13 protein-coding genes and 1 pseudogene are annotated in these 13286 nt (G+C 41.0%); 10 read left to right on the plus strand and 4 right to left on the minus strand.

The genetic code is table 11. The annotated features are described in order from the left end of the window. Positions 1 to 452: 452 nt before the first annotated feature. Complete coding sequence (locus tag ACQY3F_RS21675; RefSeq protein WP_428357181.1) at positions 453 to 704, minus strand: PIN domain-containing protein; 252 nt, start codon at positions 702 to 704, stop codon at positions 453 to 455. A 135-nt stretch (positions 705 to 839) separates the two neighbouring features. Between ACQY3F_RS21675 and ACQY3F_RS21680 the strand changes: the two genes are divergently transcribed. Together ACQY3F_RS21680 and ACQY3F_RS21685 are read left to right on the plus strand one after the other, a co-directional pair. Further along, a complete protein-coding gene (locus tag ACQY3F_RS21680; RefSeq protein ID WP_428353676.1) occupies positions 840 to 1304 on the plus strand; it encodes a hypothetical protein in 465 nt (154 codons plus the stop codon). A 38-nt stretch (positions 1305 to 1342) separates the two neighbouring features. After that, complete coding sequence (locus tag ACQY3F_RS21685) at positions 1343 to 3097, plus strand: putative transposase (RefSeq protein WP_428357615.1); 1755 nt, start codon at positions 1343 to 1345, stop codon at positions 3095 to 3097. 218 nt (positions 3098 to 3315) lie between these two features. On the opposite strand, the gene ACQY3F_RS21690 is transcribed toward ACQY3F_RS21685, so the two are convergent. Continuing rightward, complete coding sequence (locus tag ACQY3F_RS21690) at positions 3316 to 3600, minus strand: type II toxin-antitoxin system Phd/YefM family antitoxin (RefSeq protein WP_428357182.1); 285 nt, start codon at positions 3598 to 3600, stop codon at positions 3316 to 3318. Between the two features lie 276 nt (positions 3601 to 3876). Between ACQY3F_RS21690 and ACQY3F_RS21695 the strand changes: the two genes are divergently transcribed. After that, a complete protein-coding gene (locus ACQY3F_RS21695) occupies positions 3877 to 4734 on the plus strand; it encodes a TOTE conflict system archaeo-eukaryotic primase domain-containing protein (RefSeq protein ID WP_428357184.1) in 858 nt (285 codons plus the stop codon). A 4-nt stretch (positions 4735 to 4738) separates the two neighbouring features. Here the strand turns inward: ACQY3F_RS21695 and ACQY3F_RS21700 are convergent, their stop codons facing one another. Continuing rightward, positions 4739 to 5743: an IS630 family transposase gene (locus ACQY3F_RS21700; protein WP_428353111.1), complete on the minus strand. Its 1005-nt coding sequence runs from the start codon at positions 5741 to 5743 to the stop codon at positions 4739 to 4741. Positions 5744 to 5770: 27 nt separating this feature from the next. Here ACQY3F_RS21700 and ACQY3F_RS21705 point away from each other — a divergent pair, with 27 nt between their 5' ends. From ACQY3F_RS21705 to ACQY3F_RS21725, 5 genes are read left to right on the plus strand one after another with little or no spacing between them, the layout of a single operon-like run. Beyond that, entirely contained in the window at positions 5771 to 7369 is a 1599-nt protein-coding gene (locus tag ACQY3F_RS21705; RefSeq protein WP_428357186.1) for a DEAD/DEAH box helicase family protein, read from the plus strand. 4 nt (positions 7370 to 7373) lie between these two features. Further along, on the plus strand, positions 7374 to 7538 hold the full coding sequence (locus ACQY3F_RS21710) for a Txe/YoeB family addiction module toxin (RefSeq protein ID WP_428357782.1): 165 nt from the start codon (positions 7374 to 7376) through the stop codon (positions 7536 to 7538). Between the two features lie 37 nt (positions 7539 to 7575). Further along, a complete protein-coding gene (yfbR, locus tag ACQY3F_RS21715; protein WP_428357187.1) occupies positions 7576 to 8163 on the plus strand; it encodes a 5'-deoxynucleotidase in 588 nt (195 codons plus the stop codon). Further along, positions 8160 to 9152, plus strand: a complete 993-nt coding sequence (locus ACQY3F_RS21720; RefSeq protein WP_428357188.1) for an SPL family radical SAM protein — start codon at positions 8160 to 8162, stop codon at positions 9150 to 9152. The genes yfbR and ACQY3F_RS21720 overlap by 4 nt, the downstream gene beginning before the upstream one ends. After that, a complete protein-coding gene (locus ACQY3F_RS21725) occupies positions 9140 to 9853 on the plus strand; it encodes an SDR family oxidoreductase (protein ID WP_428357190.1) in 714 nt (237 codons plus the stop codon). Before ACQY3F_RS21720 ends, ACQY3F_RS21725 begins: the two co-directional genes overlap by 13 nt. 530 nt (positions 9854 to 10383) lie before the next feature. On the opposite strand, the gene nudE is transcribed toward ACQY3F_RS21725, so the two are convergent. Beyond that, complete coding sequence (gene nudE, locus ACQY3F_RS21730; protein WP_428357192.1) at positions 10384 to 10932, minus strand: ADP compounds hydrolase NudE; 549 nt, start codon at positions 10930 to 10932, stop codon at positions 10384 to 10386. A gap of 176 nt (positions 10933 to 11108) precedes the next feature. On the opposite strand from nudE, the pseudogene ACQY3F_RS21735 reads away from it, so the two are divergent. Both ACQY3F_RS21735 and ACQY3F_RS21740 read left to right on the plus strand, forming a co-directional pair. Beyond that, a pseudogene (locus ACQY3F_RS21735) lies at positions 11109 to 12016 on the plus strand (tyrosine-type recombinase/integrase). After that, on the plus strand, positions 12013 to 13089 hold the full coding sequence (locus ACQY3F_RS21740; protein ID WP_428352924.1) for an IS91 family transposase: 1077 nt from the start codon (positions 12013 to 12015) through the stop codon (positions 13087 to 13089). The pseudogene ACQY3F_RS21735 and the gene ACQY3F_RS21740 overlap by 4 nt, the downstream one beginning before the upstream one ends. The last annotated feature ends 197 nt before the right edge of the window (positions 13090 to 13286 follow it).

The following is a 13286-nucleotide window of genomic DNA, read 5'->3' on the forward strand; positions in this document are numbered from 1 at the left end:
TTTATGATTCTTAACAATACCACTGATTGTCGGATAGTGAGGTTTAACCCGTAAGACGAATACGTAGGCTTATCAAGCGGAGCGTAGATAACGAAATCCGACATTTTCGTGTACCTTATAGATGTCAGATTTCGTTTTTTAATGCTCCGCAATAAAAAATCTCATCCAACCTACAATGTACGGTGTATCGTAAGTTGAACCCGTAAGGCGAATACGTCGGTTTAAACGCTAGAAACGCCAGGGGAGGTCTTTGGTTTATGACTACACCTCAGACAGTGATATTGCCAAGAACCATAAACCAAAGACCCCTGAGGCACTCCAGGCACTCCTGAGGCACTCTGAGGCACTGCAAGAAAAACCTAAGAGCTCGCTACAGAAAAATTATTTAACCGCGCTCGGAAATTCTCTATCTTCTCTGGTTGGGTGAAGTATAGTTATCAAGTAATTTTCTGTCACAACCAATTCTCGTATTGAAGCAACGGCACACGCTCAAAATGCCGTACATTATTGGTAATTAAGGTTAAATTATGTGCAATCGCAATAGATGCAATTTCAAGGTCAGCTAAATCTAAGGGTGTGCCGCGTTTCTCTAGTTCTGCACGGATACGACCGCAAACATAAGCTGCTTTTGTATCAAAGCCGATAATATTCACTGCAGGTAGTAAGATCAGACATCTTGATTCGCTATCCTGAAAGAAATCCATTAAAACTTAAACTAGGCAATATAATTAAAGGGTTAGGGAATTATTGTCAAATGATTGATATTTTCAGCTAAAGAAATGAAAACGGTACTCATTTAGGTTAAACTAAGCCCTCATATCATACGAGGTATTCAATTAATGCAGCAACTCATGCTCCCAATAATTCCTCAGGGTACGACTATTATAAATGGTCAGGTCAGTGTTGATAACCGAAATGATGAGTGGTTTTATTTCCTCGGCGGTATCCCGATCTATTCTCACCAGGCTGACAATAAGAGATTATTTAGACTTCACACCTCTCAACTCATCAATACCGGCTCCTGTCGTTCAATCGATATTATTACAACCTTTGGTGTCTCTAAAAGTAGTGTTATGCGCTCATTAAGGCAACTACGAGAAAAAGGGGCTGATTCGTTTTTTGAACCTCGCCCGACTCGCAAGGGAGGACCACTCTTTACGCTTGAGGTTTTGCAGCAAGCTCAGGAATATCTGGATCAAGGTATGACGCCTAACGAAGCCGCTAAAGAATTAGGCATCCGGGCAGATACCTTTCGCAAGGCGATCAGTGATGGACGTTTAAAAAAAAGTCTGCCGTATCAATAGACCCCAATGATGGCAGTACCAAATCAGCCCGTGATATTATTGATGCCAGTGCAGCCGAGTCACTCGGTACGGCCTGCACTCGAGTAGAAGAGCGAATCCAGGCGGCTTTGGGTGAGCAGGAAAAGGGAGCCTCAATCGAATTCGAATCCTGTTTAGATGTTCCTAAAGGCGGTGTGTTATGTGCATTGCCCGCGTTACTTAGCAATGGCTTATTAAATGACATTGAGCACCACCTTGGCAAACTGACAGGTTATTATCAAACCTTTCATATCCTATTGCTACTCGCCTTTATGGGACTATGTCGCATCAAAAATGCCGAACAACTTCGCGAGCATGCACCGGGTGAATTCGGCAAACTACTTGGCCTGGATCGGGTTCCCGAAGTGCGCTGTTTAAGAACCAAAGTAAAAGGACTGTCTGATCCAGAATCAGTTGAAAGCTGGGCGGCCGACCTCAGTCGACAATGGATGGAAAATGAACCAGAGGCAGCAGGAACACTCTACATAGATGGTCATGTCCGTGTCTATCATGGACACTTGACTAAACTTCCCAAACGGCATGTTTCACGCGAAAAACTCTGCTTACGGGGTATCACCGACTACTGGGTTAATGATGGTACGGGGCGTCCCTTCTTTGTCGTTGAAAAAACGGTGGATCCGGGCTTACTAAAAACGCTGGAAGAAGATATCGTCCCCCGATTACTCAAAGACATTCCGAATCAACCGAGTGCACAAGCATTACAGCAAAACAAACAAGCCTGTCGTTTTATCCTGGTGTTTGATAGAGAAGGCTATAGCCCCGCATTCTTTAGAAAGATGTGGGACAAGCATCGTGTCGCTTGCATGACCTATCATAAATTTCCCACCGAAAATTGGCCACTGGACAATTTTTCCAGTCAGGAGATCACACTACCGAGTGGTGAAAAAGTCATCATGAAACTCGCCGAACGAGGCAGTCTGGTTGGAACCAAAAAACAGGCGATGTGGATGAGAGAAGTGCGCAAGTTGACTGATTCTGGTCACCAAACCAGTATTATTACCACAGCCTATGAACTAGAGTTGACGGCTGTTTCTGGGCGAATGTTTAGCCGGTGGTGCCAAGAGAACTTTTTTAGATATATGAAGCACCACTATGGGCTAGATATGCTACAGGAGTATGGAATAGAGCCACTATCCGATACCCAAAAGGTGGTCAACCCTGATAGGCGCCAACAGGAAGGACAGCGTAATTCGATACAATCCAAACTCAATTACCGTCTATCTCGATTTGCAGCGATGGAACTTCATCCGGTGATTAAAAAAGATGAAACGGAAGATGTGAAATACAAGAAATGGGAAAGAAAACGAGCAGAATTACTCGAAGAAATAGAGCATTATGAAAATGAACTAAAAACCATCAAGGAAAAACTAAGCCAAACGCCCAAACACATTACCTGGCAAGAGTTGAGAGACGAAGATAAGTTCGAACAGCTTCTGCCAGGGAAAAAGCGGCTGATAGATACTGTCAACATGATCGCTTATCGGGCAGAAACAGCAATGGCCGCTCTGCTAACCTCACCGACAATCGACTTTCCGATGGCAAGGCAACTATTACAAACGCTGTTTGTGACAGAAGCAGATATATTACCCGATGAAGTAAAAAAACAACTTCGGATACGTGTGCATAGTACTTCCCGACCTGCAAGTAATAAAGCAATAGAAAAGTTATTTGAACAACTCAATCAAACGGAACTCAATTATCCAGGAACCGATCTGCGCTTAATTTATGAGCTGACTTCATCCGCAAAAAATTAGGAAATGGTCTCAAATTAGTTTCGTCTGAATCAAGATGTCTGAAGATAGTTTCCAGGTTGTTTAAGTGAAACTCAGAGCGTTGGCTTTTTTCCGCTCCATAAACAATCTCGGAAATGGTGATCGTAGAAACGTATTGTTGATTTTTTGGTATTTTTTCTAATTTTTGTAATAAGTTTTGTGACGGACGCGGCTTTACAATATTAGTAATTGTATCCGTATCAAAGAGAAACATCGCGCCCTTTTCCACCATTCGCACGTAAAGTTTCTATCTCTCCCATTGCATCAGCTACCTCATCAAAACCTTGCCATTTTCCTGCAATTGCTGCTAAGCCTTGTTTTTCTGTATATTGTTCTAATATTTTAAGGTCATCAAGGCTGACCAATGCTGCAACAGCTTTATTTCGTTTAGTAATAATAAATCGTTCATCAGAATACTGATTTTTGGCGATTAATTCTGAAAAATGTGATTTGGCTTTTGCTACAGATATAGAGGTGGTTGTCATAGGTAACTCCTAGTATTTTCTTATGGTCATTATGACCTGTTCCTAGGCCTTTTTCAAATTCGAACATCAAAGGTGTCTTATAATAATAGTATTCATTGAATTTAGGAGCCGGATGCTGTTTTTAACATGCCCTTCTAATCATAAGATTTCGGAAAAGATAGTAACAAAGATAAAAATGAAATATTGTGTATTCAGAACGCCTCAATAACAGAACCTCCAATCAGTACAACATTAAGCTGCAATATTTCAAGAGTATTATTGCTTGTCTAAGTAACAATGAATGAATTTAATTCTTTGAAATTAAAACACAATAATACAGAGAAAGAGCTGCACTCTATAAAATTGCGTCTTCAACAGCTTGAAGATGAAAAGCAGCAGCTATTACAAAGGCAGGATGCGCTTAATAACTTAAGTAAGCATGATAAACCAGAGGCCAATCAGCTCAGCACGGATCAAAAAGTACACCTGTTTAAAGAGTTGTTTAAAGGGCGTACCGATATATTTGCTAATCGCTGGCAAAACTCGAAAGGGAGAAGTGGTTATTCTGTTGCCTGTTATAACGAGTGGGTGTCAGGTAAATGTAATAAGCCTAAAATTAAATGTAGTGAGTGTGCTTATCAACGCTTCAAAGCACTTGATGAGCAGGCTATTTATGATCACCTCACTGGTAAGCAGGTTGTTGGCTTGTATCCGTTACTTGAGAACAACCGCTGTTATCTGTTGGCGGCAGATTTTGACAAAACGGGCTGGCAAGCCGCAGTTAAGGCGATGGCGCAAGCCTGTGCGGCGTTCAGTATTCCCTATGCCCTAGAAATATCGCGCTCGGGGAATGGCGCACACCTTTGGATCTTTTTTTCTGAACCTGTACTAGCTAAAGAGGCGCGAGCTTTAGGCTTTTGCCTGCTTGATAAAGCGATGGAAATTCACCCCGGTATCTCATTTGAGTCCTATGATCGCTTATTTCCTAATCAGGATATGATGCCAGAAGGTGGTTTTGGAAATTTAATCGCATTGCCATTGCAATATCAAGCCAGACAACAGAGCAATAGTCTATTTGTAAATGAACAATTGCAGCCTTATTCCGATCAGTGGGGATTTCTATCTCAGTTAAGTACCCATGCAAAATTAATTTAACCTTTTATGCAAACTCTACTTTGTAATTCTTTCCAATATTAGACAGCACCTTAAATAATTCTTCCTGAAGAGAGGCATAGGATTCATAAGCTGAAAAAGGAAGCCATTCGTATTTTATTTTACGCCATATAATCTCGATAATATTTAACTCGGGTGAGTATGGCGGTATACGGTAAATGGATAGGTTTTTTTCTTTCCACCTTTCAAGGTTTTCATTAAATTCATTACTCGTATGAGTCGATGCATTATCAATAATAAGAGTTGTTGGTTTTTTAATCTGTTTAGCAAATTCATCAATACAAGCCACAACAACCGAAGTGTTTACACTCCCTTCAAAAACAAAAGAATCAAACCTGCAATCTCTGTTAACAAAACCTAATACATTAAGACGCTTGCTGTTTGAGCTTGGTATTTCAATCGTCTCACCTGACTGTTGCCAAGCATAAGGAACACAGGGTTCTAGTGTAAACCCCGACTCATCAAAGTAGCACAAATCAAGTTCATTCTCTTTATGTTGTTGTATTAATTCTTTTATTTCATCGGTTGCCAAATCAAATTTATCTTGATTACGCTTTATCCTTAAGGATTTTCTAACTCGTTTCCAAACAAGATCAGCTTGTTTACAAATACGTTTTATAGTATCAATGCTAACTGAAATGCCTAGATCTTCTTCAAATTTTGCTAGTACTGATTTTAATGATCTAGGAGATTTTTCAACTCTCTGGACTAAGCTTATTTGTTGTTTTTCAGTTAAAATACCTCGCCGTCCTCTTCCCTGACAGTCAACCAATCCATCGATTCCATTCTTTTCCCAGTTAGAAAACCAAGTGGAAACAGTTTGGCGGCATACGTTATAAATAGAACAAATCATGGGAACAGAATGCTCTTTGAAACTTAATAAAATAGCATGAGCTCGACTTCTACTTAAATGAAGTGGATGGTTTTTATGCATCACATTTAAAGCAGTAATTTCTTCTGGGAGTAGGTGTTTTATATAGAGCACAAACATTTAGAGTCAGCAAAATAATTGTTTATTATGACACCTTTTTTCGTTAAATTAATTTTGCGTAAGTACTTAGAACGTGTTTCAGAAGTAACGTTACATAAAATAATTAACAGCATTAGTGCAACTAATACAACTGTAATAGATGAAACCACGCCCTGGGATCAAGGTGCGGCAATCATACCCGCACAAATCGATAACTGCCCTGAAGTTGTAAGCATTACCTTAGCTAATCACTTATATATCAAACTGGATGCGCTCCCTTCAGTTTTGATTGCCAGGCTAAAACGCTCGGCGAGCTTTTCTAATCCTGTATTCTTTAAAACCCAGGCCTTACGGTTTTCGACTCACGGTATACCTAGATATATTACTTGTGCGCGAATTGAGCAAGGTTATTTATCATTACCGAGAGGTTGCCTTGATGAGACTATTGCTTTACTTGAGCAACAAGCTATTCAGATAGAATTTGATGATAAACGACAGGAAGGGGTGAAGTTGATTGCGTTAACGTTTCTAGGCAAACTAAGGAAAGAACAGGCCAAAGCTGTTAATGTAATGATGCAACATCAGACGGGTGTTTTACATGCGCCTACTGCCTTTGGAAAAACAGTCACCGCAATCGGAATGATTGCAAAAAGAAAAGTAAATACCTTAATCCTGACACACAGTCGACAGCTTCTTGATCAGTGGCAGGTGCGTTTAGCGTCATTTTTAACGGGTGCTGACATCGGCATAATCGGTGGTGGCAAGAAAAAACCATCCGGTCAGATTGATATTGCGACGTATCAAAGTTTCATCAACAAGAAAGATAACTCGGTTGATCCATTAATTCAAGAGTATGGGCTGGTTATTATTGATGAATGTCATCATGTTTCAGCTCCGCGCTTTGAAATGGTGCTGAATGAAGTACGGGCAAAATATGTATTCGGGCTGACGGCAACTCCAGATAGGCAGGATGGTCATCAAAAGATCATTTTTATGTTGGCAGGCCCTATTCGACATAAAGTCAAAACGGATCACAAAGAGAAGTTTGAACAACGGGTTGTTGTGCAACAGTTATATCACCAACCCCCCAGTCATCTTACTCAACTTGATAATAGACTTCATATTGCTGATGTTTATAGCTGGATTGCAGAGAATAGCGAGCGAAATAAGCAAATTACTAATGATGTAGCGGGGCAAGTAAAAGAAGGAAAATGCCCATTGGTGCTGACAGAACGGCGTGGACATGCAGAACTACTTAATCAGAAGCTAATCGATAAAGGTTTTAAAACAGTTATCCTCAGAGGTGCCATGCGTATAAAAGAGCGCAAAGAAGCCACTGAGCGACTTGGTGAAGCGCAGGTGATTGTCGCTACAGGAAAATATATAGGAGAGGGTTTTGATCTCCCTAGACTCGATACGCTTTTTCTTGCGATGCCTATTTCCTGGAAAGGTACATTAGTCCAATATGCAGGAAGAATACACCGTGAATCAGAAGGCAAAGCATTAGTGACGATATTTGATTATGTGGATTCATCGTTACCGATGCTACAGCGGATGTTTCAAAAGCGCGAAAAAGGATATAAAGCTATGGGGTATCATGTTACCTACACAGGTCAAAACAGTTTTAAGAGGAAAGTGATGGAATAGTGATATATATAGCTTAATTAAAGAAATGCAACGCACGCCCTTTGAGGGAATAGGTGATCAACTTAATTGGACTGGGTATTGGTCAAGACGTGTTAATCGTGAACATAGAATCGCTTATAAAGTAATGAATGAATCCTTGATTATTGTTCCGTGTCGTTATCATTATTAACAATTAATTATTTGACCACGTTAAATAGACCAAAATTATGAAAAGCCATTTTTTCGCCTACATAAGTAAAATCCGCTGGCTGCAACGCTGGGGCTTAAAGCGTAATGTCGTTACTGAGAATGTCATGGAGCACAGCTGGGAAGTCTCTGTTATTTCTCATGCTTTAGCCTTAATAAAAAACCGCTATTTCGATGGCAATCTTGATGTAAATGCAATTGCTGTTGCAGCACTGTATCATGATTGTAGCGAAGTGCTTACCGGGGATATGCCTTCGCCGATCAAATATCATTCGCCTGAAATAACCAAAGCATATAAATCCATTGAAAAGAAAGCGGAGCATGAATTGTTAAATCTACTTCCTGAGGGCCTTAAAGAAGATTACCGAATATCAATGATTGAGGACGAGTTACCTAAAGAGCATAAAGAGGTTATTAAAGCCGCTGATACCATTGCTGCCTTTTTAAAATGCAAAATGGAAGTGGCATCAGGCAATCAGGAGTTTTCAATTGCTGAAAAAGACGTAGAAGCTCGATTAAAAGCCATGGTTCACTTACCCGAAGTTAGCTACTTTTTAGAGACCTTTTCTTCTAGCTACGAATTAACGCTGGATGAATTATTTAAATGATTGAAACAATTTATATCGAAGAAAATATTGCACAGCACCCAAGAGTACTGGCTATTTGTGCGCGCTTTCCCAAAGCGAGAAAAATCACCTGTGAGCGCTATGGCGAAGTATTTAATCCTAAAGCACAGAATTTCCGTTTGCAAAAACAGCAACCCGCTTTAATTCTTGCTGAAAAATACCGTGGATTTATGCTCAAATCCCCACCAAATTATGGTATTGGTGCCAAGCATAATTACTATTTTTCACATATGCTGAATTGCCTTTATGATTGCCGTTATTGCTTTCTACAGGGCATGTATCAATCGGCGAATTATGTTTTATTTGTAAATTACGAAGATTATTTTGCTGATATAGAGCGGATCTGTGCCGCAACACCTGATGAAGCAGTGCACTTTTTTTCAGGTTATGATTGCGACAGTCTTGCTTTAGAACCAGTCACCGATTTTGCTCAAGAGTTTTTACCGCTTATCCGATCCATCCCGAATGCCTGGATGGAACTGCGTACTAAAAGCACCCAGGTGCGGCACCTTCTGGATACTCCAGCATTTGAGCGCTGTATCGTTGCCTTTAGTTTTACCCCGGATGAAATTGCCCGTGCTTTAGAGCATAAAGCCCCTACTATTTCCAAACGCCTAGACGCACTCAATAAATTACAGCAACAAGGCTGGCCGATCGGACTCCGATTCGACCCGATTGTATATGAAGACAACTATCAGCAGCATTATCAAATGTTATTTAAAACTGTTTTCGCGAAAATTAACCCCGATACCTTGCATTCAGTAAGCTTAGGCGTATTTCGCCTGCCCGATCAATACTTTAAAAAAATACATAAACTCTATCCAGACGAAAAACTGTTTGCCAGTCCACTGGAATCAAACCAGGGAATGATGTCTTATAAGAGCACACTCGAAGATGAAATGATGGATTTTTGTAGCAAGGAACTTCTGCGTTATGTTCCTGAAGAAAAATTTTTCCCATGCAGCATGTAAAACGCACAATCTTGGTAACAGGCGCGAGTTCAGGAATAGGGCGTGCCTGTGCAGTGGCCTTATTAAATCAGGGACATACTGTTATTGGCCTATCCAGAAACTGTCAGCAGTTTGTTCATGCGCACCCTCGTTTTTCTAGCGTGGAGTGTGACTTAAGTAATTTAACGGCCTTAGCTGATAATATCAAACGAATAAGCAAACAATATCCTGCTATTGACAGCATTATTTTCAGTGCCGGTAAAGGACAATTCAGCAGTCTGGAAGAATTTTCATTTGCCCAGATACAGGAATTAATGAACCTAAACTTTATCAGCCAGAGCTTTCTAGCCAAAGGCTTGTTACCTGCTTTAAAAAGAAAACCTCTGGCAGATTTGATATTTATCGGCTCGGAGGCCGCATTGGCAGGGAGCCGCAAAGGTTCGATTTACTGTGCCAGTAAATTTGCCCTACGTGGATTTAGTCAAGCACTCAGAGACGAATGTGCAAAAAGTAGTGTACGTGTCTCTTTAATTAATCCCGGTATGGTAAAAACAGATTTTTTCCAGCCTTTGAGTTTTGAACCCGGAGAACATCACAGCCAGCACTTAGTCGCAGAGGATGTTGCAGACGCTGTCAGTTATATTATCAATGCCCGTCCTGGAATTATTATCGATGAAATCAACCTAAACCCGGCAAATAATGTGATCCAGTTCAAAAAATAACCTGATTACGTATGACTCTCAGCATAGTAAAATAAAACATGAATAATCAGTATGCAAACAAACTAGTCACTCCCGAAGTCTTTTATCGGGGATCTAGCTTAACCAACTAGATTCCTGCTAGAAGCATGCAGGAATGACGAATTATAGCTGAGAGTTATGGGTAATCAGGAAAAATAATGCTTGATTTTTTGAAAAAAATGGCCCTGCGACAATTTGTCACATTTTAATTTGCATTTAACTTAGATATGATATACGCAACTCTTAAATGCACTCCCAAACGAGATTTAGAGTTTACCCTCCTCTTAGAATGCGCCTTAACTCAGTTATGACGCATTTTTTTTTGCCCAAAATTCAGCTTTTCCATCTATAGGCTAAAACAGCGCAAACAAATTCTAAGATTGAATCAATGTATTACTTTCAAAAAATCTTAGCTTCACCCATAGGTTAAGCGGGCATTTTTACAAGTTCGGTGGAATCAAGAGCTTGTGCTAGAAAACGTGAGCAATTGATTTTTCTAGGTTAATTCAGAGTTATTGCAGCAAATAATCTCTAACCATATATAAAGCCGCAATACTCCGCGCTTCTGTACACTGACCACTGTTGACTAATTGAGTGAGATTATTCAGTTTCCAGGGGATAACTTCTAACTCTTCCGGTTCATCTCCCGGCAACTTTTCAGGGTATAGGTCCTGAGCAAGAATTATCTCGGTCATATGTTCCATATAACTAGGAGCGATTGAAAAGGAGCTAATTTGCTGTATTTTATGCGCCCCATATCCTACTTCTTCCTTGAGTTCGCGATTTGCAGCTTGTAAGGCGCTTTCGCCAGGATCTATTTTTCCCTTGGCCAGACCCAGTTCATAACGTTCAACACCACCTGAATATTCGCGCACCAGCAAAACCGTTTCATTATCAACCATGGGAACAATCAGCACCGCACCATTACTTCCACTGCCACGTATCAGACGTTCGTATTGCCTAGTCGCACCGTTGCTAAATTCTAAATCCAGGGATTCAATTCTGAATAATTTAGATTGTGCGACAATTTTTCTGTTATGTATCTTCGGTTTTTCGGACATTTTTGTTATGGTGGTGAATATTTATTTAATATCACTATAGCCTTTGTTGGACGAAGCCGCTATCGCGGAGAAAAACAGCGCATCCCTTAAATTTAAAGTGTAACCTCATTGCCTGTTATATGCATAACAGGTAACTTGTAAGCTCATCCAACTAACAATAATGAGGTTACACTGTTATGACACCATCGATAGAGCTTAAATTCAACCATTATTATATCCAGCACTGTAAGCATTTAAAGCTTAAGGGACTGCAACCCAAAACCATTGACGCTTATTCACGCGCTATTCGCCGTATCGGGGAACACTTTCAGGGGCATCTGGATAACTTAACGCAAGATCAACTGGTGGATTATTTTCATGCTCTTTTAAGCCGCCTTTCCTGGAGTGCCGTGAAACTAGATCTCTATGGTCTCAAGTTTTTCTATACACATGTGCTACAAAAGCCGTGGGTTGATGTGCTAATGATTAAACCACCACGATGTACGCGTATACCCGATATTGTCACTGTGGTTGAAGCACAACAACTGTTTATGTCGACCCGTAATCTAAGCTATCGAGTTTTTTATTTTACGATTTACAGTCTAGGTTTACGTTTGGGCGAGGGCTTAAGCCTGAAAGTAGGTGATATTGATGCGACACGCATGCGGGTACATATTCGCAATGCCAAAGGCAATAAGGATCGGCTTGTGCCTTTGCCTGTGAATACCTTGAAGGTGTTGCGTAAGTTTTGGGCTGTGCATAAAAATCCAGTGCTGGTATTTCCCAACCGTGCCCGGGGTCTAAAAGGTGCACATCTTGCTGAATCCCCCCTTGATCGCGGTGGCATCCAGAAGACAATCCGTCTTGTGACGCAAGAAATGGGACTAAAAAAAAGATTTCCTGCCACTCGCTGCGCCACAGTTACGCCACTCACCTGTTAGAAGCCGGGGTTGATTTAGTTGAGTTGCAGAAGATTCTGGGCCATACCAGTTTAGTAACCACGGCTCGCTATACGCATTTGACCGATATTACCGATGAGAATGCAGAGCTGCACATTAATCAGTTAGTCAATGACTTTTCTATTCACTGGGGGCAGATTTCATGATAACCCTAGCTGCAGTGATTGATCAATTTCAGTCTGACTTTTTAAGCGAGTATCAATCTCGTTTACGCTCCAATCAGATCAGTGCATTACATGCCATGAAGAGCTGTCGGACACAGCTGAGTCCTGTGATGCAGGTTAACTGTGCAGACTGTGACTATCAAACCTTTGTGCCTCATTCCTGTGGCCAGCGTAACTGCCCGCATTGTCAACATCATGAGAGTCAACAATGGATTGAACGACAGGTACAAAAACAAGTCCCTGCTGATTATTTTATGAATACCTTTACCTTACCTGCGCAGTTAAGGTCGTTAGCCAGGCAGCATCCGCGGTTACTTTACAGTATGATGTTTGACTGTGCCTGGGCGACTTTACAGAGTTTTAGTAAAAATGATAAGCAGTTGCAAGGCGATGCCGGGGCGATTGCTGTCTTACATACACACTCACGCGAATTAAATTATCATCCGCATATTCATGTCATTATGCCTGCGGCAATCGTGGATAAAATCAAGAAGCTCTGGCGCACTAAGGAAGGCAAATACCTGTTTCATCATAAAGCACTAGCAAAAGTATTTCGTGCAAAGATGCTAGCGCGTATGAACGAAGAAAAGTTGCCATTTCCCACAGCTATTCCGGAAAAATGGGTGGTCGATTGTAAGTTTGTCGGTGCAGGCGATAAAGCATTGATATATCTGGGTCGATACCTGTATCGTGGTGTGATTCGTGAACAGGATATCTTATCCTGCCAAAATGGCAAAGTAACCTACCGTTATCAAGACAGCAAAACCAAACGCTATCAAACCAAAACGGTATCGGGGGCTAAATTTCTGTGGCTGGTGCTGCAACATGTTTTGCCTAAAGGCTTTCGTCGTGCGCGCAATTATGGCTTTTTACATCCGAATAGCAAGGGTGTTATTAAGTTGATTCACTCCCTGCTAAAGTTTGACCCGACGAAGATATTGCGTGCACTCAAAGTACGGCCGGCATTCAGTTGCAAATGTTGTGGCGGGGCGATGGTTGTTGGGCGTCGGCAAATACCCAGGGTGGAAATAATGTTTCAGCCTTTGCCAACTTAACAATTGGAATCACTAGCGCTTATGTAAATTTAAACACTTCGACCCAGGCTATCAGCGGATTAAATGCTGAGGGAGTTGCTTGGGCTAAAATCGGAGATTAAGGCAGAATTTTGCTCCGATACTTGGACTTTGAGAGTTGACTGCAATGGACAACGCTCAAAGTTCAGTTAAACAGGTAAAAACAGAGGTTCGATTCA

The organism is Methyloprofundus sp. (assembly GCF_965251085.1).
GTDB lineage: Bacteria > Pseudomonadota > Gammaproteobacteria > Methylococcales > Methylomonadaceae > Methyloprofundus.

Bases quoted from the DNA above. Each gene is read 5' to 3' on its own strand.
- ACQY3F_RS21675 (WP_428357181.1), bottom strand. From the start codon at position 704: ATGGATTTCTTTCAGGATAGCGAATCAAGATGTCTGATCTTACTACCT.
- ACQY3F_RS21680 (WP_428353676.1), top strand. From the start codon at position 840: ATGCAGCAACTCATGCTCCCAATAATTCCTCAGGGTACGACTATTATA.
- ACQY3F_RS21690 (WP_428357182.1), bottom strand. From the start codon at position 3,600: ATGACAACCACCTCTATATCTGTAGCAAAAGCCAAATCACATTTTTCA.
- ACQY3F_RS21695 (WP_428357184.1), top strand. From the start codon at position 3,877: ATGAATGAATTTAATTCTTTGAAATTAAAACACAATAATACAGAGAAA.
- ACQY3F_RS21700 (WP_428353111.1), bottom strand. From the start codon at position 5,743: ATGTTTGTGCTCTATATAAAACACCTACTCCCAGAAGAAATTACTGCT.
- ACQY3F_RS21705 (WP_428357186.1), top strand. From the start codon at position 5,771: ATGACACCTTTTTTCGTTAAATTAATTTTGCGTAAGTACTTAGAACGT.
- yfbR (WP_428357187.1), top strand. From the start codon at position 7,576: ATGAAAAGCCATTTTTTCGCCTACATAAGTAAAATCCGCTGGCTGCAA.
- ACQY3F_RS21720 (WP_428357188.1), top strand. From the start codon at position 8,160: ATGATTGAAACAATTTATATCGAAGAAAATATTGCACAGCACCCAAGA.
- ACQY3F_RS21725 (WP_428357190.1), top strand. From the start codon at position 9,140: ATGCAGCATGTAAAACGCACAATCTTGGTAACAGGCGCGAGTTCAGGA.
- nudE (WP_428357192.1), bottom strand. From the start codon at position 10,932: ATGTCCGAAAAACCGAAGATACATAACAGAAAAATTGTCGCACAATCT.
- ACQY3F_RS21740 (WP_428352924.1), top strand. From the start codon at position 12,013: ATGATAACCCTAGCTGCAGTGATTGATCAATTTCAGTCTGACTTTTTA.